Here is a 24,594-nt window from a genome sequence, read left to right as displayed (position 1 = left end):
TTGATTTACCTAATTCTTGTTCGTGTTGATTCGCGACACTGGCGGGCCAAACATTCGGCAAAGTAGGTATCGAAGCTTGCAAGGCGTTTTAAAACTGGGGCCAGCGGTGCTGGAACGACTGTCCGGCCCGACGGACACATCGCTCGATGCGGGTGCACGATCTGCACCTGGTCTGGATCGATCACTTCACCCTCGCCTCTGCAAAGGCAATCATTTTGTGGATGCCTCCTTCTGCCTCTCCTGATCGAAGTTGTGCGACGTGATTGTGGAATCCATGATTGCGGTTCCTGTGATTGCGGTTCCTGTGATTGCGGTTCCTGTGATTGCGGTTCCTGTGATTGCGGTTCCTGTGATTGCGGTTCCTGTGATTGCGGTGGTGTGAGGCTTTTGAGGGGCGCTGGCGCTTGGGGGCGTTTGCTGTGCGATCGATGGCGGCTTGTTCGGTTGGCTGGCAAAATCTTGGGTGGCTCGATAAGCTGCGGCGGTGAATTTTTCCAATCCGCCGCCTGTTTCCGGGGACACCGATGTTTCAAACGGTCTGTCGCAATCTCTATTCCTGCTTCCGGACGCTGTTGGCCGTCGATCTGATCTTTAAGCTGGCGGCGTTTATGCTGCTGACTCCTGCGGTTAGTTTGCTGTTTCGGCTGTTCTTGAGTCTTTCCGGGCGGAGCGTTTTGGCCGATGCCGATATCGCTCGGTTCCTGTTGCACCCGACCGGATGGCTGGCGGTGGTGATCGTCGGCGGCGGGGTGTTGGCGGTGTTGGCAATAGAGCAGGCTGTGTTGATGACGGTTTGCCTGGGGGCGGACCAGTCGTTGAAGATTCGGCCGAGCCGAGTCGCGATCTTTGTGGCGGAGCGGACGCGGCAGGTGTTGTGGCTGACAACCCGCGTCGTCGCTCGCGTGGCGCTGACCGCGCTGCCGTTCCTGGCGGTCGGCGGCGGGCTGTTCCTGTTCCTGCTGACCGATCACGACATCAACTTCTATTTATCCGCCAAGCCGCCTAAGTTTTGGCTGGCCGTTGGTTTGATCGGAACCGTGTTGGTCGCGATGGCGGTGGCGTTGTTGTACCGCGTCAGCGCGTGGGCCTTTGCGTTGCCGTTGCTGTTGTACCGTGGACTCTCGCCAACCGAAGCGTTGGCAGAGAGCAAACGTTTAGCTAGCCCTCATCGCTGGCGGATCGTTGGGTCGCTGGCCGCCTGGGCGATCAGCAATCTTGCCTTTGGATTCTGTCTCTCCTTCCTGACGACATCGCTGGGTGAATTGGTGTTGCCGTCGGCGACCCGAACCATCTGGACTCTGATCGCTGCGGTCGGGATGTTGTTAGTCGTTCTGACCATCGCAAATTTCATCGCCAGCCTGATCGCCAACGCTTCGTGCGCGTCGCTGTTGGGGATGCTGTACTTGCGGCACGTCGATGAGCCCGGCCAGCGGTTGGTAGAGATGCCGACGTGGGGCCAGTGGAACGGCATCCGATTGACAGGCGGACGGATCGTTTCGGCAGTTGTGATAGGCGGCCTGGTCGCTGCGGTGTTGGGCGTGCTGACGCTCGAATCGATTTCGATCGAGGATCGAGTGCAGATCACCGCGCATCGCGGCGGCGCGACGCATTCACCCGAAAACACGATGGCTGCGTTTCGCCGAGCGATCGACGATGGTGCCGATTGGGTCGAGATCGATGTGCAGGAATCGAGCGACGGAGTCGTCGTCGTGGCGCACGATTCGGATCTGAAAAAGGTGGCGGGCAATCCGGTCAAGATCTGGAACGCGACAGCGGAAGAGCTGCGTAGCATCGACATCGGCGGCTACTTCTCCGCCGACTACACGTCCGAGCGGATGCCGACCCTGGAGGAGGTGCTGGCGTTGTGCAAGGACAAGGTTGGCGTGAACATCGAACTAAAGTATTACGGCCACACCGATCGACTGGAGCAGCGAGTCGTCGATTTGGTTGAGCGGTTCGAGATGGAAGATCAGATCGTGATCATGTCGCTGGATGCCAAAGGGATCGCCAAACTGAAGAAGCTACGTCCGGATTGGATCTGCGGACTGTTGACCGCGGTGGCTGTCAGCGATCTGACTCGCGCCAACGTCGACTTCTTGGCCGTCAACACGTCGCTGGCGACGCAGTCGTTCATCAACGTGGCTCATCGCGCGGGGAAGACGGTTTCCGTGTGGACCGTCAACGATGGCAAGACGATGTCGGCGATGATCAGCCGCGGCGTCGATAACTTGATCACCGACGATCCCGCGCTGGCTCGGAAAGTGCTCGCCGAGCGGGAGACGATGAATCCGGTCGAACGCCTGATGTTAGAGCTGGCGTTTCAGTTGGGCCTGCCGATGCCAGCGGGGGCACCACAGTGAGCCGTTTTCCGGGACGAGGGCCGCAAGGATCACGCGAGATTCGTTGTGGAATTCCCCAGCCGTGAAACGGCGGTAGCGTTTAGCTGCGGGCGTGAGCCCGCAGATTTCAGTGTGCATCGATACGTTCAGCGGCGAAGCGGCGATAGCAATCGAACGCTGCCGCCGCTTCGCGGCTGATGCGCGTTCTTGAACGCTCTCGATTCGTGGGCTGATGCCCACGACTAGATGCTGCCGCCGGCTTCGCGGCTAATGCACACTATGGAACGCTCCAACGTGGGCTTTCGCCCACGCTGGATGTTGCGTCGTTTCGCGGGATTGCGGTTTGAGTTTGCTGCTACTCTTTCGCCTTGAAATCGCCGGCGACCGAGATGATCAAACGTTCCGGATCGATGTACTTCTTCAAGGCGGCGTTGACCTGGTCCTTCGTGACCGCAGCGATCTTCTTCTCCTGCTGGTCGGTGAAGGCCATCGTCCGATCGGTGAACATATTTAAGACCAGTTGCGACGCGATGTAGCTGTCGTCGCTGCGACGGACCGATTCGCGTTGCAGATACCCTTCTTTGGCTTTCGCCAATTCTTCGTCGGTGATTCCGTCGGCAAGGATCTTGTCGATCTCTTCGCGGATCACCGTCATCAACTTGTCCTTGTTGTTGGGGTTCGTGATCGCAAAGATCGTGAACTCGCCGCGGTCATCTTTGGTGCTCACGCTGAAACCCGATCGGATGCCGTAACTGAGTCCTTCCTGTTGCCGTACGCGATCGCCCAAGCGGCTCGACAACGCACCGGCACCGAGGACGTAGTTGCCCATCACCATCGCGGCGTAATCGGGATCGGTGTCGCTCATCACATACTGCTGACCCGCGTAATAGACCGCGTTGGCCTTGTCGGGCGTGTTGATCGTTTTGACTTCGCCCGGCAGATCGGGGTGGGCAGGTCGGTCGATGCGGACATACGGATGATCCGACTTCCAGCCTTCCAACGCCGGCTTCAGTTTCGATTTGATCAGCTCGGGATCAAAGTCGCCGACAACCGCCAGTTCGGTCGATTGGCTGCTGACAAAATCGTTGTACAGTTCGCGCACCTGATCGATCTTCAGGTCCTTGTACATCGCGATCTCTTCTTCGATCGTCGGACGGTAGCGGACATCGGTCTTCGGATACGGCGACAGCGCCCGACGCGTGGAGATCGGCGCCAAGGCTTGCGGTTCGCTCAACTGGCTCTCCAATCCGGTGATCGTTTGACGTTTGAGCACGTCCAATTCTTCGGCATCCAGTCGCGGTTTGCGGATCACTTCGGTCAACAGCTCCAGAACCTCGGGCAATTGCTCGCGGTTCGTCTTGACGCTCACCTGCAGCAGACCGGTGGTGCCGCTGAGGCTGATCTGAGCCCGCAGTTTGCCGACCTTGTCTTGGTACTGTTGGTAGTCCAACGATTCGGTTCCACGAGCCATCAATTGCGGCAACACGTCGGCGGCGATCACGCGTGGCTGCAGGCTTTCTGGAGTGCCATAACGCAGGGTCAGCATCAGATTGACCGATGCACCACGCGTCTTCTTCGGCAGGAACGAGTACTCGACCGTGTCAGTCAATTGGCCGCGCTCGGTCCGTTGGTCAATCGCCAGCGGCGAGGTGTCGAAGGCTTCGCCCGCTTGGATCGATTCGCGGCCTTTGTAATCGGCCAGCAAAGCGTTCAAATCGGGAGCTTCGGGGATCGTGATCCGTTGAGCTTCGTCGGTTGGAATGAACAGCCCGGTGGTGCGGTTGTTGCGAGTCAGGTACTTCTCGGCCACGGCTTGGACATCCGCTGCGGTCAGCGCTTCCAAACGATCACGGAACAGGAAGTACAATCGCCAGTCGCCCTGAGCGGCCCAGTTAGAGAGCGAAACGGCCAAGCGATCCGAATCGGCAGCTTCCAATTCGCGACTCTTCAGCAATTGTTGACGCGCCCGTTCGACCTCTTCTTCGGTCACTGGTTTCTCTTCAAAACCGTGCTCCATCGTCAACAGCAACTGTTGGCGAGCGACTTCGATGTCTTTGTCTTTGGGAACTTCGGCCAACGCCAACGTCAGGCCTGGATCGTGGAAACCGAAACCAAACGCATAGACGTTACTCGCCTTTTCGGTTTCGACAAGCGATTTGTAAAGCCTTCCGCTCGGTTCATCTCCCAAGACGTACGACAGGACTTTAGCCGCTGCGTATTCTTCGTGGCTGCCGGCCGGGATGTGATAAGCGGCACCGACCCATTGGACATCGCCGACGCGGCGCAGGACAACGGTTCGCTCACCATCTTGTGGCGGTTCGACGGTGTAGGTGCGATCGATTGGAGTGTCGGGTGTTTCGAGCGAACCGAAGTACTTTTGCAGGTACTCGAGCGCCTTTTCGGGATCAAATTGTCCGGCGACGGTGACCAGGACGTTGTCGGGACGGTAATACTTCTTGTAGAAGCGGCGAAGGTTGACAACTGGCACACGTTCGATATCGCTGCGGTTACCGATCGTGCTCTTGCCGTAGTTGTGCCATTCGTAGGCGGCGGATTGCATGCGTTGCATCAGAATCCGGCTGGGATCGTTCTCACCACTCTCGAACTCGCTGCGGACGACCGACATCTCGCTGGCCAGATCCTCTCCCTTGATCGTGCTGTTGACCAAGCGATCGGCTTCCAAGCGGAGCGCGAACTCGAGGTTCTCGTCGCTGGCGGGGAGCGTTTCGTAGTAATTTGTGCGATCGGTCCAGGTGGTGCCGTTGAAGCGGGCGCCGTGGTCTTGCAGCAGTTTGGGGATCTCGGGATGCGACGGCGTTCCTTTAAACAGCATATGTTCCAACAGGTGAGCCATCCCGGCTTCACCGTAGCCTTCGTGCCGCGAACCGACGAAGATCGTCACGTTCACCGTTACGACAGGTTTCGACGGATCGGGAAACAAGAGGATCTTGCATCCATTGTCGAGTTCATATTCGCTGATTCCTTCGATTTCCGTAACTTTCATGGGGCCCTCGCCAAACGTGTGGGGCGCACAAATGGCCGTCAGGGCGACAAGACCCATCAACAAAAGAGTTGTGCGATTCACAGTGGTATCCTTATTTCGAATCGTAGATTTGCGGAACGCGCTTGCGCAGCAGCGTTTCTGATTGTATCGCGGCAGCACTTTGCTTCCTATCTAACTGACGCTGCTGGCACGCGTTAATCAACATGATAACCGCGCTGGTCCAATTCGGCTTCCAGCGCTTTGCGAACGTGATACTCCCCGTGGACCAGACGGATCCGGTACGGTTTTTCGGTGAAGCCAGCGACGAACCGCAGCAGGTCGCGTTGGTCGGCGTGGGCCGAGTAGCCGCTCAGTTGATGCACATCCGCACGGATCTGGTATTTGCGACCGTCCAGCCGCACCCAGTCGCTGCCGCGTTGAATGTAGCTGCCCGGAGTGCCACGCGCCTGGTAGCCGCAGAAGACGATGTCGGTGGTCGGTTCGCCGATCAATCGCCGCAGATAATTCATCACCCGGCCGCCGGTGCACATCCCGCTGCCCGCGACGACGACCGCGGGCAGTTTGTGTTTGACCAGTTGGTCGAGCGTCGCGAGGTGTTCTTGATGATCGCCGACGGTGGTCAGGTTTTCGAAGACCAGCGGTTGGTCGTCGGTCTTGAGCACGCCTTGAGCCTCCGCCGACCAGAACTCCTGCAAGTCGTCGTAGATCTGCGTGAACCGGCTGGCCAGCGGCGAGTCGACGATCACATCGACCTGCTTCATTAGACTGCGGCCCTGTTGTTTCTGGATCGCTTCAAAGATCCCGTTCATTTCGAACAGGATGTCCTGCGTTCGGCCGAGGCTGAAGGCCGGGATGATTGTGACTCCTTTGTCGTCGAGCGTTTTCCGCAAGACGGCCTCCAGCCGCGACTGTCGGTCGGCCCTTCCCTCGTGGATGCGGTTGCCGTAGGTGCTCTCCATGACCAGCAGGTCGGCCCGCTCGGGCGAGGAAAACTCCGTCAATAGCGGCGCGTGCCGCGGACCCAGGTCGCCGGAAAAGACCGCCATCTGGCCGTTGGGCAATTCGACTTCGAAGATCGTCGAACCCAGGACGTGCCCGGCGGGGCGGAGCCGCAGCTTGCAGCCGCCTTGGATCGGATGCCACTGGTGATAGGGAAGCGGTTGCAGCAGCTTGGCGATCTTGTCGTTGAATTTATCGATCAGCCGCTGGTTCCGCGTGAAGCCGATCTTCAGCGCGTCCTGCATCACCAACGGCAGCAGCCGCGCCGTCGGCCCGCTGCAATAGATCGGTTGTTCGAACCCGGCGGCGATCAGATGCGGTATCCGCCCACAGTGGTCGATGTGGACGTGGGTCAGCAGCAGCGACTCGATCCCACGCAGCGAGAACTTGATCTCTGGGTTGGGATGATCGCGTGCGTCGTCGCCTTGAAAGGTGCCGCAATCGACCAGCAGACTATGCTCGTCGTCGGTCCACAATTGGTGACACGACCCCGTAACCCCTAAGTGACCACCGTGATGGATCAGTTTCATGACCTGCCTCGCACGCGGAATTTTCAAATGATATCGATCCCTTCAGTGTATCAATCTATGGAGTCCCACGGAGATCGTTAGTTGGCTGTCGGGCGAGTTGGAAATTTCGCTCAAGGAGCGTGCAAAATGCCATAGCCAGCTTGCCCCAAGTTGCTATGATTGAGTTCTCAACGCAGATCGAAGGATGGATCTGCAACATCATGCAGATTGAAGGACGAATCTGCAGAATCCTGCCTGAAACTTCGTGCGGCTAAACCAGTGGCACCTTTTCGCATTGAATAACGCAATGTTGTCATTCTCCACCACGCGAAGTAACCACCGTCGTATCGGTGTTCCCGATGCGGTTAGAGCACCCTTGGAACGCGATCTTCTTTGTGGTGTCGGCATGCCATCCCTCGACTCTTGCTGCTGGCGGGTGCGCGATCCTGCGAACACCTATCTGGCCAGTGACCTTTCTTACTTGCATCCAGATGCCTCGCTGGCAGTAACACAAGCGGCAACGAACAACGATGAACACATATAGCCTGGGCTACATCGACGACCTATACGTTCAATATGTCAAGGACCCCGAAAGCGTGTCGCCCGGTTGGCGACAGTATTTCGAGCAGTTCCTCGTGGCGACCGATGAGACAACGGCCAAGTTGAGCGAAGCGGCGGCCGCGGCGGTCCAAGGGAACGGCAGCCCCGATGGGCAAGCGTTAGGCAACGTGACCGAGCACGCGCTGTGGTTGGCGCGGATGCAGGACCAAGTCGACCAACTGGTCCGCGAATACCGGGTCCGCGGTCACTTGGTCGCTCAAGTCGACCCTCTGGGGATGGCCCAAAAGGGATGCCCCGAACTGAATGTCGAATCCTACGGGCTGACCGAAGACGATCTGTCGCGGCCCTTCGATTCGAGCGCTCTGGAGAATGTCCAGGGGCGGACGCTCAACGACGTGCTGCAACAACTGCGGAACACCTACTGCCGCAACATCGGCGCCCAGTTCATGCACATCGACAATCGCAACATCCGCGATTGGTTGCAGCGTCGCATGGAAGTCGGCGAGAATCGGATGCCGCTGTCGCACGAGGTCCAACGCCGGATCTACTCGCGATTGGCCGACGCGACGATTTTCGAAGAGTTCGTTCGCCGCAAGTTCGTCGGCGCCAAGACCTTCTCGTTGGAAGGAGCCGAGAGCTTGATCCCGTTGTTGGATCTCGCCTTGGAAAAATGTGGCCAGCACAACGTGAAAGAAGTGGTCATGGCGATGGCTCACCGCGGACGGTTGAACGTCCTGGCGAACATCTTCAAGAAACGAGCGCTCAATATTTTCTGGTCGTTCGACGATCCCGATCCGCAATTGCATCGCGGCGGCGGCGACGTGCGGTACCACCTGGGATACAGCAGCGATTGGAAGACCGCTTCGGGCGACAAGATGCACATCTCGTTGTGCTTCAACCCGAGCCATCTGGAATACGTGAATCCGGTCGCACTGGGACGGACGCGTTGCAAGCAGGATCGCTATGGCGATTCGAAGCGACAGGACGTGGTCACGATCTTGATCCACGGCGACGCGGCGTTCGCGGGCGAAGGTGTCGTGCAAGAGACGCTGAACCTGAGCCAGTTGAAGGCCTACCACACCGGCGGTACGCTGCACGTAGTGATCAACAATCAGGTCGGTTTCACGACCGAACCGCGCGAAGGACGCAGCACGACCTACGCGACCGACATCGCCAAGATGCTGCAAATCCCGATCTTCCACGTCAATGGCGAAGATCCCGAAGCGGTAGCTCAAGTCGTCAACTTGGCGATGGATTTCCGTCGCGAATTCCACAGCGACGTCGTGATCGATATGTACGCCTACCGTCGTTGGGGGCACAACGAAGGCGATGAGCCACGGTTCACGCAGCCGGAGATGTATCGCGAGATCGATGCGCGGCAGAGTGTTCGCAAGAGCTACCGCAAGCGATTGCTGAAGCTGGGCCAGATGACCGACGAAGAGGCGAAGGAACTGCATCGCAAGCGGCAGGACAAACTGGAGCGTGAATTCGAAGCGACCCGGACCGTTCCGTTTGTTCCCGATGTGCAATCGCTCGGCGGATCGTGGTCGGAATACGTCGGCGGCCCCGAACCCGAAAACGATACCGTGGTCACCGGCGTCGACAAAAAGCGGCTCTCGGAGCTGCTGGAAACGCTGACCACGATCCCGCAAGAATTTAATCTCCATCGCAAACTGAAGCGGCCGTACGAACAGCGTCGCGAGATGGCTGCCGGTAAGCTGCCGGTCGACTGGGCCACCGGCGAAGCGTTGGCTTTCGCAACGCTATTGACCGAAGGGCGTCGCATTCGTTTGACCGGCCAGGACAGCGAACGCGGGACGTTCAGCCAGCGGCACGCGGTGCTGCACGATGAAGAGAGCGGTTCGATTTACACTCCGCTGGAACATCTGGCTCCCGACCAAGCGAAGTTCGAGATCGCCAACAGCCCGCTGTCCGAAGCTGGCGTTCTAGGTTTTGAGTACGGTTACAGCCTCGACTGTCCCGAGGGCCTGTGTGCTTGGGAAGCTCAGTTTGGCGACTTCTGGAACTGTGCCCAAGTGATCGTCGACCAGTTCATCGCCAGCGCCGAAGACAAGTGGAATCGCTTGAGCGGATTGGTGATGTTATTGCCACACGGCTTTGAAGGGCAAGGGCCCGAGCACTGTTCGTCGCGCGTCGAACGCTTCCTGGCGATGGCGGCAGAGCACAACATCCAGATCTGCCAGCCGACCACTCCGGCACAGTACTTCCACTTGTTGCGACGCCAGGTCCTGCGTCGTTGGCGGAAACCGCTGATCTGTCTGACGCCGAAGAGCTTGCTGCGGCATCCGTTGGTTGTCTCCGATTTGAAAGACCTGGAAGCTCGACAGTTCCGCAAGATCTTGCCCGACACGCAGGTCTCCCCCGACAACGCCCGGCGGATCCTGTTGTGCACCGGCAAGGTCTACTACGACCTCTTGGAAGCTCGCAAGCAACGTGGCCTCGAGGATGTTGCGATCTTGCGGATCGAGCAACTGTACCCACTGAAGACGCATGAACTGATGAGCGCCTTTGGCGGCTACGCGGCCGGGAACGACATCTTCTGGGTTCAAGAAGAGCCGAAAAACATGGGTGCTTGGCCATATTTGAAGCTGAACTATGGCGATCAATTAGCCGAACGCTTCAACCTGCATTGCGTCAGCCGCGTCGAATCGGCCAGCCCTTCGACAGGATCGATGCGAACGCACAAACTGGAGCAGGAAGAACTGATCGAAGCCGCCTTTGCTTCGCTGTAACAGAGCCACCAGTCGCTCAAATGCCTGCCACGACGAAGACGAGCGTCGTCGTGGCGGCAGATGGTGGTAAAGTGAATTCGTAGAGAACTTTGCTTGCGTCGCGAACCTCCACCCTGGAGAATTCATGTCTTTCATGGATTTGTCCGACCAGGCGGAGGTTGTTCGATGTTGCTGAAGATTTCGATTGCGTTGGTGGGCTGTGCTACGATCGCAGCGGCCACTCCTGAAAATCTCTCGGCCGAACCACTACGGTATGCTCCCGAGCCGGGTTCGCGTTTTGCCTATCGCTTCGAAATCGTCGTCGATGGCGACGATGAAACGATCACCTACAAGGGCGTGACGAAATATACAGTCAACGCAGCGAAGGATGACCAGCTTCGGTTGACCTACCATGGCGGGCTGTCGGAATCGAAGAAATTCAAAGGACGCCAGGTTCCCTTTGGCCGCCGGCTTGGACCGCCATCAATTCCTCGCCCTTTCTCCCGCCCAACCTTTGCTGGCAAGGTGACGACCACAAACCAGATCACGCTTTCGTCACGCGGCGAGGTCTTGGCGATGACCGGCGATTCCCAACTGCCCTACCTGCTGGGGAACGTATCGCTGATGCCATTCGAGACGCTCCCCGAAGAGGAGACGCAGGCGTGGACGAACGACTCGGGCGTGTCGATCACCAAAAACGAACCGAGTGGTCGAATGGGAGGACGCTTCGGGCCGTTGGATCCTTTTGGCCGCGGCGACAGCGGTCCCAAGGACGTGCGTGCAGCGGGGGAGGTCACAAAATATGCAATCACTGGCCAGCAGGATGGGCGAGTGCAGATCAGCAAGTCGTATCAGTTGACGATGCCCGTCAACGACAAGAAACAGACCTATGAAATGACCGGCTCCGGCTCCTGGACGTTCGACCGAAGCACGGCTCTGCCCGATGCCATCGACATCCAGTACACGTTGACCGTCAACGACGGCAACACGACCGTGACCGTTCCGATCCATGTGAAATATGATCGCATCTCCAGCGAAGCGCTCGATCGCATGGAGGCGGAAGCCAAGCGAATCGCCGAAGAGCGGGCGATGGCGGCGAAGCAAGCCAAGGAAGAGGCGGAGCGACCGCTGACCGAAGAGGAGTTGGCGGCAGCGATCGCCGATCTCCGGTCGGGAGATGATAAAAGAATCCAGGCTCAGCTAGAAGCGTTGGCGAAGAAGAGCGTGGCGGATCCCAGCCCGAAGGTCGCCGCGGCGATCGAGGCTCACATCGAGCACGAGGACAAAAAACTGCGCTCCGCAGCTCAGAGCGCCTTGATGCGATGGGCGCCCGATTACAAGGTGGTCCAAGATCTGAAGAAGGCCTACCGCGGATTTGGGACGGTGAAGTCGACCGACCGCGAAGTCGATGCGTTGACGCCGTTGTATGTCGGCCAGATCGTCCAGTTCCAAGAGCACGGATCCTTCTGGTTCCCCGGAGAGATCGTCTCGTTGAACGCTGACAAAAGCGTGGTCGTTCGCCGGCGTGCCGGCAGCTCGCGGAAGGTCACTGTCAAACGCCGCAACATCCAACTGGCTCCCGAGCAATTACCGCAACCAAACGAACCCGCTTCGGCACCCGACGCACCGATGACAGCCGAGGGGACCAGTCCCGTTCGAACGTGGTCCGACGCCACGGGGCGATTCAAGATCGAAGCCAATCTGTTGCGAGTCGAAAATGGTGGCGCGGTGTTGAAGCGAACCGACGGGCGAGAAGTGACCGTTCCGGTGAAAAAGCTCAGCTCCGCCGACCAGGCCTATCTAAATGATTGGGAAGCCGCCCTCCACGCCGAAAACCCCTTCGAACCGTAACCGATGCGGCGACTGCCACTCGGCATCCCCCCCTCAAATCGCTAAGCGATGCGCCCGCGCGGTGACGCCAGCACCGGGCGAATTCCAAAAGTTGCGGGGATCACGGGAGGATTGGGATGCTGGGACGGCAAGACGCCCGGCAAAGCTGCCGAATTCCCGATTGCGGCTGAAGCCGAAGTGGTAAAACCAACGAAGAAATCATCGGAGACCGGCTGCCACAGCAAAGAATCACCCCACTTGCGGGGGAGACCGCCGCAAAAAATCGCGTCTTAAATCGCAGCTCGCGATAACCTGTGAAACGATCAGGGCTTGCCCAAACACCCAGGTATCGCATACGATTCGTGATTCGGACATCCAGCAAACTGTGCGGCACCTGCCAACAGATCCAATTTTAAATCAAAGCCCGATCCGAGATTGTACAAAGCCAATCTCTGTCGCCGATACCGGAGCCAAAACGATGAAAGAGGGAATCCACCCTAATTACCAAGCCACCGAAGTCACTTGTGGTTGCGGTAACACGTTTACAACACGCAGCGTTCAGCCCGAACTGAAGATCGACATTTGCAACATGTGTCACCCTTTCTACACGGGCAAGCTGAAATTTGTTGATACCGCGGGTCGGATCGATAAGTTCCAGAAGAAGTTCGCTGCCGGCAGCTACGCCAGCCTGGCCAAGGCCAAGAAGAAGAAATAGCTACCGAATCGGAACGACCAACATCCAGCCGTCGCGTGTTAACGCGATGGCTGTTTTTATGCTTATAAGGCGCGCAGCCGGCGCGTCTTACAGAAGTTCATCGGCACGCCGGCTGCGTGCCCAGCGACCAATACCATGACTTCCATTCGCGACACGCTAGACGAAAAGCTGAAACGGTTCCTCGACCTCGAACGCCAGATGTCCGACCCGGCGGTTCAGTCCGACGGGACGCTGATGTCGGCCGTCGCTCGCGAACATGGCGGACTGGCCAAGATGGCCAACAAGTTCCGCACGTTCAAGAAGCTGACCGATGAGATCCGCGGCTGCAAAGAGATCATCGAAGAGACCGACGATCCCGACGAACGGGAGATGGCCGAAGAGGAAGCCGACAGCCTGCGCAAGAAACGGGAATCGCTGTGGGATGAATTGTTGACGATGACCGTCGGCGGTGAAGACAGCCACCGGACACGCTGCGTGATGGAAATCCGATCGGGGACCGGCGGCGACGAAGCGGCGCTGTTCGCTCGCGATCTGTTCGAGATGTACCGCAAACACGCCGAACGCGTCGGTTGGAAAACCGAGATCCTCGATTCGAGCGCGACTGAGCTGGGCGGGTTCAAAGAGATCACGTTGGCTTTCGAAGGCGAAAGCGTCTTCCGCGACTTGCAATACGAATCGGGAGGGCACCGCGTGCAACGCGTCCCCGAGACCGAAACTCAAGGCCGCGTCCACACCTCCGCCGCCACCGTCGCGGTGATGCCCGAGCCCGAGGATGTCGAAGTCACTCTGAAATCCGAAGACTACCGAATCGACAAGTTCTGCGCATCGGGCCCCGGTGGCCAGCACGTCAACAAGACCGAATCAGCGATCCGACTGACGCACCACGACACCGGAATCGTCGTTCAGTGCCAGGACGAAAAGAGCCAGCACAAGAACTTGGCCAAGGCGCTGCGCGTATTGAAGACGCGGATCTACGAACAGAAGCGAGAAGAGGAACTGGCCAGGCGAGCCGACACGCGGAAGAGCCTGATCGGATCGGGAGACCGCAGCCAGCGGATCCGAACCTACAACTTCCCCCAAAACCGACTCAGCGACCACCGCATCAACCTGACCCTGTACAAGCTGGATCAGATCATCGCGGGCGACCTGCAACCGGTCACCGATGCGATGATCGAATACGATCGCGACCAGCTGCGGGGCGACATGGGCGAGGTCTAAATCGCCGAATCAAACGAGGAACCAGGAACATGAGTGCCGAACAAGCCGAGAAGTGGACCATCCTGAAACTGCTGGAATGGACGACGGAGTACTTCGGCAAATCGGGCTCGGATTCGCCCCGCCTGGATGCCGAACTTCTGCTTGCCGAAGCCCGCGGTTGCCAACGGATCGAACTCTACACCGCCTTTAACGAGGAACCCGATGAGGCGGTGCGGACCGCGTTTCGCGAACTGGTCCGCCGCCGCGGCGAAGGGACGCCCGTTTCGCAACTGCTAGGACGCAAAGAGTTCTATTCGCTGTCGTTCCGCGTGAGCGAAGATACGCTGATCCCTCGCCCCGAGACCGAACACCTGGTGATCGAGGCGTTGGACGAATTCAAACGACTTGGCCAGACCAACGACAAACTGCAGATCGCCGATATCGGCACCGGCAGCGGAATCATCGCGATCTGCCTGGCCAAGAACCTGCCCAACGCTCACGTGTCGGCGATCGATATCTCGCCGGCAGCGCTGCGGATTGCCGAACTGAACGCAGCCGATCACAAGGTCCAAGACCGGATCGATTTTATCGAAAGCGATCTGTTGGCAAAGCTTCCCGCCACACAACCGCTGGACATGATCTGCAGCAACCCGCCTTATGTCAGCGAAGCCGAATACGCCGAGCTGGACAAATCGGTCCGCGATTTTGAGCCGCGACAGGCATTGGTCGGCGGCCCCGACGGGACCGAAACGATCGTCCGCCTGATCGACGAAGCGTTGCCTCGACTGAAGCCCGGCGGCCGATTGATCTTCGAACTCAGCCCAATGATCGCCGACAGCGTGACCGAACATCTGGCCCACGTCGACGCGGCTGAAGACGTCCGCGTGATCAAAGATCTGTCCGGTCACAAGCGGATCATCAGCGTCGCTCGCGGCAAATAGACCAACCGCCCAACCAGCGCACAAAAAAAGCCGGACGCAAACGCGAGCCGGCTTTTGTCGTTTATCGATCATGCCCCAAGCGAAACTTCGCTCGGGGAGTCGATCTGTATCCCAGCGATCCGAAGCAGCTTATTTGGCAGCTGCAAAACGATCGGCAACAGCGCTCCAGTTAACAACTTCCCAGAAGGCGTTGATGTAGTCGGGGCGACGGTTTTGGTAGTTCAGGTAGTAGGCGTGTTCCCAAACGTCCAAGCCGAGAAGCGGCGTGCCACCGATACCGGCAACGGCTTCGCCCATCAAAGGATTGTCTTGGTTGGCGGTGCTGCCAACTTTCAGCTTTCCTTCGCTGACGTACAACCAAGCCCAACCGCTACCAAAGCGAGTCGCTCCGGCGTTGGCAAACGCTGCCTTGAATGCTTCCAATCCGCCCAGGTCGCTGTCGATCGCAGCCGCCAGGTCGCCGCTGGGAGCACCGCCACATCCAGGGCCCATCACGGTCCAGAACAACGAGTGATTCGCGTGTCCACCGCCGTTGTTGCGAACCGCACCCAGCTTGTCGGCGGGAACTGCCGAGAGATCGGAGATCAGATCTTCGATCGACTTGCTTTCCAGATCGGTACCGGCGATCGCGTCGTTGACTTTGGTGATGTAAGCCTGATGGTGTTTCCCGTGGTGGATTTCCATCGTGCGCGCATCGATGTGTGGTTCCAATGCGTCGTGAGCATAAGGAAGTGCAGGCAATTCGTAAGCCATGATGTCTCTCCGTTTATCAAGTGCCAGGGTTTGCGTGGGGTCGCGGGGCTGCTGTCGCAGCACCCTATTTAGGCACGATAAGAGTAGCCGTCGGCCGCGACAAGGGGCCTGCAAGCGTTCGGAACCACAGGGGGCCGGAGCCCCGCCGCCAGCGGCATCGCTGGCCCCACAACCGCCAAGCTTACGGTTGTTTGACGTAATCGGCCATCAGATAACTTTTCAGGCTGGCAATCACATTGCGACAGGCCCCTTTGACCTCGCGATTGCGGCGATCCCGACTGCGCCAAGGGCTCACGCTGGCATCGATCACGGTCTCCATCAACGACGAGTGTTCGCCATGCAGCCCTGTTTCGACATTCCGCTCATCGAGATCGATCAACAGATGGAACGCGGAGACGCCATCGGCACTGCGCCGACCATGAATCGATGAACGGACATCCAGCCGCAATTCCAACCGCTTGTCCTGAACCTTGAGAATTTCCGCGTTGTGATCGGCGATAAAGCCACGCAACTTTTCAATCACCATCTCGACCGGTGCACGCGTCACCAATTCGGCCACCACTTGATTCGATTTCGATGGGGTCAGCAGCCAGTGGAACCAGCCCTTCGAACTGTCCGACATCGTATCGACCGGTTCACGCAGTCCCGAACCGAGCTGAACGACACGATTGCGGCCGTTCTCTTTCGCCTTGTACAACGCCCGATCGGCCCGCGCGACGACCGTCGATTCGGTGTCGCCCGATTGATATTCGGTAACACCAAAACTAGCAGTGATACATTTGTTGTTTAACGCGGGTTGAGAAATGCGTTCTAGATCGCTACGGATTGTTTCGGCACGCTTGGCCGCCGTCGCGTTGTCGCAACCCGGACACAGCAGCACAAATTCTTCGCCACCATAGCGGGCGACCAAATCGCCATCGCGACTGTGGCGAGCCAAAACTTCGGCAAAGCTAATCAGCGCCTCGTCGCCAGCCTGATGGCCGAAGGTATCGTTGACCGATTTGAATCGATCGATGTCACACAGAATCAAACTCGCCGGCCCCTTGCCCTCGGCGGCAAATTCGACCACGTCGCCGAGCGCGCGATCAAACTCAGCTCGATTCGCCACACCGGTCAGCCCATCGCGAGTCGCTTTGACGTGCAGCGACTGGACCTTCTGTTCCAGCGATTCCTCTTGAGAGATATCGTTGACGATCGCCAACGCTCCCTGCACGCGATTCTCGGCGGCAAGGATCGGAATAAAATTCACTTTGACGGGCGTCTCTTTTCCTTCGGGCAAGACCATCCGCATCCGACGCCGCGACTGGGCACCACTTCTCAGACAACTACTCAAACCCACCGAGTCGCCCGACGGCGCGCGAGTGTCCTCCCAACCAACCAAGGAATCGGACCAAGCCTGGCCAATCATCGCGTCGGCGGCGATATTGGTCATCCGCTCAAATGCATAGTTCCAATGAGTGATCACGCCTTCGCCGTCGATCGCAACGACTCCATCGCACATCGTATCGAGCAGATGCTGGTGGAACAGCAATTGTCCGGTTTGGCGTTCACCCGTCGTTCCGCTGGAGCTCGATGGCGACGACGACCAAAAACGGTTGGAGAATTCACCCTGCAGTTCTTGCAACCAACGTCGCGCCGCGGTGGCGTACATCAATTCCGGGCGATTCTCTAACAGAACGGCATAATCGCGGACGAGATCGGGATCGAACTGAGTCCCCGCACACTGAAACAGCTCGGCGACGGCTCGCTCTTGACTGAAGGCACGCCGATAAACCTGATCGGTCGTCATCGAATCAAACGACTCCACGATCGCCAACATTCGCGCCCCCAACGGCAAATCATCGCCCTGGATTTGATCGCTATCGTTTCCCGCTTTGTACCAATTCCGGCTGTATCGCAAGATGTTCAACAAACTGTCGTCATTGCAACAACCTCGCAAGATCTCACAGGCCACGTCGGGTGCCTGATCCATGATCAATCGCTCATCGGCGGTCAGATGCCCCGGCTTTTTGAGCACGCGATCGGGCGTGGCGATGTTGCCGATGTCGTGCAACAACGCGGCCACTTCCAGCCGATCCCGCAGCTCCGTCGGCAATTGCAGCCGATCGGCCCAGACCGAACATCCCAAAGCGACCCGCAAACTGTGGTCGGCGGTTTGGCGATGCTTGCAACGCAATGAGTAGAACAACGAAGTCGCGACACCCAAGCGAACCGATAGCAATTGGTTCTCGTGCGATCCGTCGGCGTCGTATTCGCTGCGGTTGGCGACAGTCCCCGAAGGTAATCGATTCAGATCCCCCAGCAGCGTTGATATTCTTTCAAACCCTTCCACAGCGTCAACTTGGCGCGGTTCTGCGGTGGATTGCCCGGTGGGAGAGGTCGGGGTTGTATCGATCATGAGGGAATACGGGGCTCGATAGCGTGTGACAGGCGGCGGAACGGGGACTAACCAAGCGTAGGTTTTGTTCGTCGTTTGGCAAAACAGGATTTTCCAAAACGGGAACGTTTCAGGGTGATGTTGGCTCCGACCTGCCGTTTTCGCTACTCTCGCGGGTCGGGACATCGGCCGGGGCTCCATCCTGCCCCTGCCAGTGTCTACCCAACCCCACTCCCAGCGGGCCCATGAGTCACGATCGCCGAACCCTCCAGAGCCGCCGACGCCGGCTGATTTCAGCGCAGATCCTTTCGATGGATCCCGCAGCCGAATCAACCCGCGGGCAAACGAAAGCTCGACGCGACGCATCGCGCCCGGCCCCGGCAGCTTATGGCGCCCGGGTCCAACGCCGATTGCGTGCGCGGTGGTTCGAACTGGTCCCCGTCCGACGGCGGTCGCTGTTAGCTGTCCAATCGTTCGCACTGCTGGCGGCGTGCCTGCTGATCGCCGGCCATTACCTGAGCATGAACTGGGCACCGCTGTACCAGTACCCCGAACTCTCCCGGCCGCTGCGACTGGACAATCCGGCCAGCTTCGGCGGCTGGTTTGGTTCGATTTCGCTCGCCCTTTCGGCTGGCGTCGGTTTCCTGATCTACCAACTGCGCCGCCATCGGGCCGACGATTACCGCGGGCACTATCGAATCTGGCGTCCCGTGATGGCGATGCTTGTCCTATTAAGTGTCGATTCGATCGCAGGCACCCTCGATTGGTGCGGTGCGATCCTCGATACGCTGCTGGCAGGGCGGGCTCCGATGGCTGGCGGCGATTGGTTGCGGCTGCTGTTGTGCGTCGCCGGATTTGCGATGACCGCGCGGCTGTTGATCGAGATGCGGCACAGCCCCGCCGCCGCTTTCTGGCTGGTCACCGGCTCGGTCGCCGTCGCCTCGCGACTGCCGATCCGCTGGAACTTCATCGAGACCGGACCGCTGGCGACGGCGATGATCGTCGGTGCCGGACCATTGATCGGTCGGGTCGCCGTCTTCCTGTCGCTGATCACCTACCTGCGGTCGATCTACCGCGACGTGCGCGGATTGAACCAGACCGATGGCCAAAACGGACGCCTGCGATTGCCGCGGTTCGGCCGCAAACACCTCGACCGCGAAGCGCTCGACGAACCAGCTGAAGCCCCCAAACCAACGCGATCGCGTAAAAAAGCCGCCGCCGCAGAACCGGAGCCGGACCCCGAAGAAGAACAGCCCGCCAAGCGAGGCTGGTTCCGTCGTAAACCAAAGCCAGCCGCCGACGAGACCGACGAACCAATCGACGACGAAGAGCGTGAAGTCGCCCGCGAAGCTGACGACGACGAAGCACATCCCAAACGCAAGGGTTGGTTCGGTCGCAAGTCAAAGCCCGCCGCAGAGGACGAGGCAGGGGACTCCGATGACGAACCGGCCGACGACAACGAAGCACCCGCCAAACGCAAGGGTTGGTTCGGTCGCAAGGCAAAGCCTGCAGCGACCGATGAAGAATCGAGCGACGACGAAACCGATGAGACTCAAGAGGACGTAGCACCAGCCAAGAGCAAGGGCTGGTTCAGCCGCAAGGCCAAGCCGGCGGCCGAAGAAGATTCAAGCGACGATGAGACTTACGAGGACGAGACTCAAGACGACAACTGGCAGCACGACGACTACGAACAAGACGACCACACCGAATCACATCATGCCGCGGAAGACGAATCGGTCGACGTCGACAACATCGACTGGTCCTCGATGAGCAAAGCGGAGCGGAAGCGAATGAAACGCCTGATCCGCCAACAAGGCAAAGACGCCGCGTAGCGTTGCGCAGCATCAAAACGGTAAAGTTGCGATAACGTTTTCATGCATCCGGATGGCGACGTCACGCGCTGATGTCAGATTCGACTGGCTCCGCCTACAAGAGTCCCCACACCTTAGCATCCTAACGCTGCATTGCGACGGAGCCGCGAGATGCAGCATTCAATCCACTTCGGCTAATCTCGGACGCGAAGCGACTGAATAATTGCCGCCGCTGCCTCAAGCCACTGGTCCTCCAGTTGCTTGGTGACGTTGAAAGATACAAGTAACAGCCGTCCCTTCACCGATGTCCCGACCATGATGTTACGTATTTCAGTGTCGCTCGCGGGGGTGCGCAAATCTAGTTTTATCCAGTTGCGCCCGTCGATGTCGACGACACCGCTATGGAACCATGTTGCCGTCGGATGGAATTTGCGGTACGTGCCTTCCATCTGTTTATGGAACGCGCCGATCTCACTCCGTCGCATCCGCTTCGTCGTGTAATTAATGGCGACGTTGATTGCCGCTGATTCGTTGGTGAACACAAGCGTTGGTCGCAGCTCGTTCGGATATTTGAGCTTCAGCCTCTCCTCATCCATCTCCGAGAAATCCTCAGGAAGAAGCAGCGAGAGCTTCCCATCGATGACCACATTTGGCTTGAGCACAACCCCACCAACGATTGTTTCCGAAAGCTGAAGTCCGTTGGCAGAATGCCCCTCGGTCCCCACAACCTCGTCAACCCGCTGCACCTGTGGAGTTGCCGCTGTCGGCGCATCTGGCTGCTCACGACATCCGGCGACGAAGACAAAAAGAATGATAGTGAATCGTTGCATGACGATCCCTTTCGTGCTGAGTCTCTTCACTGCCGGCGCAATCAATGGTGCCAAGACTCTCTGAGAAACCGGCCCGCCTAAAAAGAGTGCTGAAACCTTCGTTACTTCCTGCCAAAGCACCTGGCGGCGGCCAAGTGACGTTGTTTGCAAGAGCCCCCGTATCACCGCCCGGGGCCACGGACTCGTTAGGTTCCAACGCAGTCCGATGTTTGATTCCCGAGACCAAAAATCGCGGGTCGCTCACGAAAAGCGACCCGCGTGACAAATGATCAATCGGTAATGATCAGTCCGAGCGGGAGCCACTTTGGCTTTTCAACGACTCCAAGATCTGGTCGAGGTTGTAGCTGGCTGCCATCTGCAGAGGCGGGAACTTTTTATATGACATCAGCTCCTTCTCCCACAGAAGTTGGCCGATCGGCAACAGGTTCCAGTCGTAGACGTACGCAGTGCTAGGTGCTGCGAGTGCTCCGGCGTAACTCATCAGCGACTTCGTATCGGCACCGACGCTGATCTCGAACGGATCGCGTTTGATATTGGCAAGCTGAGTCCAGTGGTAGGTTTGAGCCCCCATCAGTCCATCCATCGCACCGGCACCGACCATTGTGTAGTAGAACTTCCAGTTCTTGTATCGCACGGCCGAGGGCTGTGCGCCGGTGTAGTAGAAGAACGTGTCGCGAGCCGATTCTTTCGACTCACCCGTCAGGTATTCGGTCTGATTGAACCCATCGAGCTTGGTCTTCACGATGCCGGGATATTTGCCCGACATGATTTGCTCATTGAGTTCGTTATCCTTGGCACCGCCCGCGATTTCGACGAGCGTGGGCAGCCAGTCTTGGGAGGCGAAGATTTCTTTGAAGATAGTGCCCGGCTTAATCTTTCCGGGCCAGCGGACGACGCAGGGGGCACGCATGCCGCCCTCCCAAGTGGTCAGCTTGCCGCCTTTGAATGGAGTGGTGCCTCCATCAGGGAAGGTGATGACTTCCGCGCCGTTGTCGGTCGTGAAGACGATGATGGTATTGTCAAGTTCACCCATGTCCTCGAGCTTTTTGAGGACGACACCGATGTTGTCGTCGAGCTGCTTCATGCCGACTTCGTTGATTCCCCAATCCTTGCCCCCCTTCACGCCGAGCATGGCTTCATACTTGGGCGACAACATCGTGGTGATGTGCATACGGGCCGGGTTGTACCAGCAGAAGAAGGGCTTGTCCGTCTTCTCGGGATCTTGGCGATCGAGCCAGTCCACGACCTTGGCGGAAATTTCCTCATCGATAGTCTTCGAGCGTTCGAGGGTCAGCGGGCCTTCGTCCTTGCCGCTCTGATTCTTCGCGGTACCATCGGACGATTTCATCCACAAAATTGGCCGCGGGGCGGCCATGCAAACGCCTTCCTCGGGAGTGATGGCGCCGGGCGTTTCAGGAATACCGGGGATCGGCACCATCTTCATCGGTGGCACGACGGCTTGCTCGGTCGGACTCTTGTTGATGTCGGGGAAGCTGACCCCTTGCATCGCATCCAGGTGGTAGAGGTAACCCCAGAATTCCTGGAATCCATGCGCGGTCGGCAGGGAATCGGGATGATCGCCGAGGTGGTTCTTGCCGAACTCACCGGTGCTGTAGCCCTGATCTAAAAGGAACTTTGCCAGGCTTGGCGTGCCGGGGCGCAGGTACGAAATCGCACCTGGCAACTGGGGCATCAGCATTCCAGCCCGCATGGGATTCATGCCGGTGAAAAACGCTGTCCGCCCGGCCGTGCAGCTTTGCTGGGCATAGTAGTGCATGAAGAGGCCGCCCTCGCTGGCAAGCCGGTCGATATTGGGGGTTTCCCCGACCATCAAGCCTCGATGATAACAACCCGGCTGCATCCATCCGATGTCATCCGCCATGATGAACATGATGTTCGGCTTTTTCTCCTCCGCTTGAGCGGTGGCGCCAACAGACATCAGGCAGGCTGCCAACAGTGCCGTGACCGGGAGGGCCGGCATCCAGCGGTGGATGCGTAGCTGCGTTTTCATAGTATCTTTCGTTCGTTGAGTTGCCCCGCCATAAATTTGAACGCATACGCTGGCGGGCAGGGCGTGCGATTGCGTTCGTTGGCACATCATAGGGGAGGCCACTTCACGTCAGCTCATCTTTATCAAAATTTAATCGGTTCTCTCGACGCACATCCCGCGTAACCGGGCGAAAGCTAACGCTCTCATTTCAAACTCCGACGCATTCGCTTATCCGGTTCACGCATTGTCAGGGAAATCGAATTGCCCAATAACGGTACACATCACCGAAATCGCGTGGTTAACATTCCATTAATAAATGCCCGATCGCGATCTTCGCTGCATGGGGCGAATTCAAAGGTGCCAGGACTCTTTGCTATCCGTCTAAACGTGTCCTGCCACGTTAGAGCCCGACAGAAAACCAAGGTTTTAAACTGCGGTGCCACGCGGACCAGAGGTTTTCAGTCCGCTTCTTAGTTTCTCCAAGCCCTGTTACGGCTTTGCCTCAAGAACGAGATTAAAAGGAGTTTCGGTGGCACGTCGAAATTGACTGAAGCCTGCTTCTGCAGCGACTTCGCTCAGTCGTTTCTCACCAGCCTGAGCGCCTAGCGCAAGCCCAACTTCCTGACTAATGGACGCAGGAGTACAGACCATTGTCGAAAAACTGTAGAACATTCGTCCGATCGGATTGAGATTGTCTTTCAGTTCGTCATGTGCAAACGGCTCCACAAGCATCATCGTTCCGTCGGGCCTTAATGCCTCAAGAGTATGCGCGGCCACTCCAACCGGGTCGCCCATGTCGTGCAAGCAATCAAAAAAGGCGATAAGGTCATAGTCTGTTCCCGGAAAATTCTTTGCTGCTGCTACATCAAAACGGACGTTCGCCAGCCCCGAGTCAGAGGCAAGTTCATTGGCGCGATTTACCGAAGGCTCGTGAAAGTCAAATCCGATGAAACTCGATTTCGGAAAAGCCTTGGCCATCACCAGCGTGGAGGCCCCGTGGCCACAGCCCACATCGGCAACCTTCGCTCCCGCCTCCAATTTATCAATCACGCCGTCCAGTGACGGTAGCCACTCGCTTACAAGGCTTGCCTGGTACCCTGGCCGAAAGAACTTTTCGGTTCCACAGAAAAGGCAAGCGCTATGGTCACCCCATGAAACGCCTTCGCCTGTTTGAAATGCATGTGTAATTTTCGGTTCATCGACATACATTGAACCGATTGCATAAAATCCTCCCGTCATGCAAAAAGGACTGTCCGGGTCCGCAAATACAGCTTGTTATTCAGGGCTCATGCTAAACTTGTCTGTATCTGCTTCATATTCAATGTAGCCGGAACCGGCTTGGGCGGCACACCATTCGCGCACGTAGCGTTCGGTGGTCCCTGTCTTTTCCGCCAGCATGCCGGCCGACAGAGGGCCGTCCTTCGCGAGAGCGCGATACAGCCCAAGCTTATCACCCAAACTCACCAAAGAACCTACCGCAGCGGCTCCCATTTCAGAAACCATTTTGCCAAGTAAATCGTGCATTCGGTTTTCATTAATCATCTTTTCGCTTCCGGGTTTGGTTTGCACAGAACGGTAGCGACATGCGGGCGGCGGCAGTCGACTTGCATGGGGGTGCCCTTTGTTCCCGCAGATGACGCGTCCGCTCCCAGAACACACTGAACACATGACCACTCACCTGAGACACCAATTCTTACGGATCAGACCAGGCTGTGCAAGAATTTTCCTCTCGGTGCTCCCCCCAAAAATTGCGGATATGCTTAGCTCTTTCAAAGCACCGACGCAGATTAAGAGTGCGGCCGAGCCCTGCCTGTTTGATGCGCCAGACTAAGCCTGGCGCATCAGAGGCCATGGAGCAGCGAATCAAGGGTTTCCCCGATGAGCAGCAGCGGACGAAACGTCTGCTCCGCCAACAAGCCAAGGAGGCCACGCAGCGTTGGATGGCAAAACAACAGCACATCCTAACAACAACACTTAACGGAACCGGGTAGTTACGTCACCTTGCC

At 58.0% G+C, this 24,594-nt stretch carries 16 protein-coding genes; 8 read left to right on the top strand and 8 right to left on the bottom strand.

The window, feature by feature from the left end; all coding sequences use genetic code 11:
- Positions 1-259: 259 nt before the first annotated feature.
- Together EC9_RS27130 and EC9_RS03770 are read left to right on the top strand one after the other, a co-directional pair.
- Positions 260-382, top strand: a complete 123-nt coding sequence (locus EC9_RS27130) for a hypothetical protein (protein ID WP_261342920.1) — start codon at positions 260-262, stop codon at positions 380-382.
- A 142-nt stretch (positions 383-524) separates the two neighbouring features.
- Positions 525-2,360, top strand: coding sequence for a glycerophosphodiester phosphodiesterase (locus EC9_RS03770; RefSeq protein ID WP_145342502.1), 1,836 nt, complete (start codon positions 525-527; stop codon positions 2,358-2,360).
- Positions 2,361-2,694: 334 nt separating this feature from the next.
- Here the strand turns inward: EC9_RS03770 and EC9_RS03765 are convergent, their stop codons facing one another.
- Positions 2,695-5,343, bottom strand: coding sequence for a M16 family metallopeptidase (locus EC9_RS03765; RefSeq protein ID WP_231745991.1), 2,649 nt, complete (start codon positions 5,341-5,343; stop codon positions 2,695-2,697).
- 194 nt (positions 5,344-5,537) lie between these two features.
- Entirely contained in the window at positions 5,538-6,872 is a 1,335-nt protein-coding gene (locus EC9_RS03760; RefSeq protein WP_145342500.1) for an MBL fold metallo-hydrolase RNA specificity domain-containing protein, read from the bottom strand.
- A gap of 509 nt (positions 6,873-7,381) precedes the next feature.
- Between EC9_RS03760 and EC9_RS03755 the strand changes: the two genes are divergently transcribed.
- The 5 genes from EC9_RS03755 to prmC all read left to right on the top strand — a co-directional run bounded on the left by EC9_RS03755 (position 7,382) and on the right by prmC (position 14,827).
- The gene (locus EC9_RS03755; RefSeq protein WP_145342498.1) at positions 7,382-10,165 is read left to right on the top strand and encodes a 2-oxoglutarate dehydrogenase E1 component; all 2,784 of its coding nucleotides are present in this window, start codon (positions 7,382-7,384) and stop codon (positions 10,163-10,165) included.
- 165 nt (positions 10,166-10,330) lie between these two features.
- Positions 10,331-11,995, top strand: coding sequence for an SHD1 domain-containing protein (locus EC9_RS03750; protein ID WP_145342496.1), 1,665 nt, complete (start codon positions 10,331-10,333; stop codon positions 11,993-11,995).
- 457 nt (positions 11,996-12,452) lie between these two features.
- Complete coding sequence (rpmE, locus tag EC9_RS03745) at positions 12,453-12,689, top strand: 50S ribosomal protein L31 (RefSeq protein ID WP_145342494.1); 237 nt, start codon at positions 12,453-12,455, stop codon at positions 12,687-12,689.
- A gap of 135 nt (positions 12,690-12,824) precedes the next feature.
- On the top strand, positions 12,825-13,907 hold the full coding sequence (gene prfA, locus EC9_RS03740) for a peptide chain release factor 1 (protein ID WP_145342492.1): 1,083 nt from the start codon (positions 12,825-12,827) through the stop codon (positions 13,905-13,907).
- 29 nt (positions 13,908-13,936) lie between these two features.
- Complete coding sequence (prmC, locus tag EC9_RS03735) at positions 13,937-14,827, top strand: peptide chain release factor N(5)-glutamine methyltransferase (RefSeq protein WP_145342490.1); 891 nt, start codon at positions 13,937-13,939, stop codon at positions 14,825-14,827.
- 129 nt (positions 14,828-14,956) lie between these two features.
- On the opposite strand, the gene EC9_RS03730 is transcribed toward prmC, so the two are convergent.
- Positions 14,957-15,580 carry a superoxide dismutase gene (locus tag EC9_RS03730; protein ID WP_145342488.1) on the bottom strand — a complete coding sequence of 208 codons (624 nt, stop codon included), beginning with the start codon at positions 15,578-15,580 and terminating at the stop codon, positions 14,957-14,959.
- A 181-nt stretch (positions 15,581-15,761) separates the two neighbouring features.
- Positions 15,762-17,978 (bottom strand): bifunctional diguanylate cyclase/phosphohydrolase, encoded by a 2,217-nt coding sequence (locus tag EC9_RS03725; RefSeq protein ID WP_218934569.1) that lies wholly within the window; start codon positions 17,976-17,978, stop codon positions 15,762-15,764.
- 224 nt (positions 17,979-18,202) lie between these two features.
- Here EC9_RS03725 and EC9_RS03720 point away from each other — a divergent pair, with 224 nt between their 5' ends.
- A complete protein-coding gene (locus tag EC9_RS03720; protein WP_218934568.1) occupies positions 18,203-19,789 on the top strand; it encodes a hypothetical protein in 1,587 nt (528 codons plus the stop codon).
- A gap of 173 nt (positions 19,790-19,962) precedes the next feature.
- Here the strand turns inward: EC9_RS03720 and EC9_RS03715 are convergent, their stop codons facing one another.
- The 4 genes from EC9_RS03715 to EC9_RS26375 form a co-directional block, all read right to left on the bottom strand.
- Positions 19,963-20,748: a hypothetical protein gene (locus EC9_RS03715; RefSeq protein WP_145342482.1), complete on the bottom strand. Its 786-nt coding sequence runs from the start codon at positions 20,746-20,748 to the stop codon at positions 19,963-19,965.
- 133 nt (positions 20,749-20,881) lie between these two features.
- Entirely contained in the window at positions 20,882-22,609 is a 1,728-nt protein-coding gene (locus tag EC9_RS03710; RefSeq protein WP_145342480.1) for an arylsulfatase, read from the bottom strand.
- A 468-nt stretch (positions 22,610-23,077) separates the two neighbouring features.
- Positions 23,078-23,797, bottom strand: a complete 720-nt coding sequence (locus EC9_RS03705) for a class I SAM-dependent methyltransferase (protein WP_218934567.1) — start codon at positions 23,795-23,797, stop codon at positions 23,078-23,080.
- 66 nt (positions 23,798-23,863) lie between these two features.
- Positions 23,864-24,130 (bottom strand): hypothetical protein, encoded by a 267-nt coding sequence (locus EC9_RS26375; RefSeq protein ID WP_218934566.1) that lies wholly within the window; start codon positions 24,128-24,130, stop codon positions 23,864-23,866.
- Positions 24,131-24,594 lie beyond the last annotated feature (464 nt).

The organism is Rosistilla ulvae (genome assembly GCF_007741475.1).
GTDB lineage: Bacteria > Planctomycetota > Planctomycetia > Pirellulales > Pirellulaceae > Rosistilla > Rosistilla ulvae.
The sequence above is the reverse complement of the archived record's forward strand: the minus strand, read 5'-3'. Positions and strand labels throughout refer to the sequence as shown.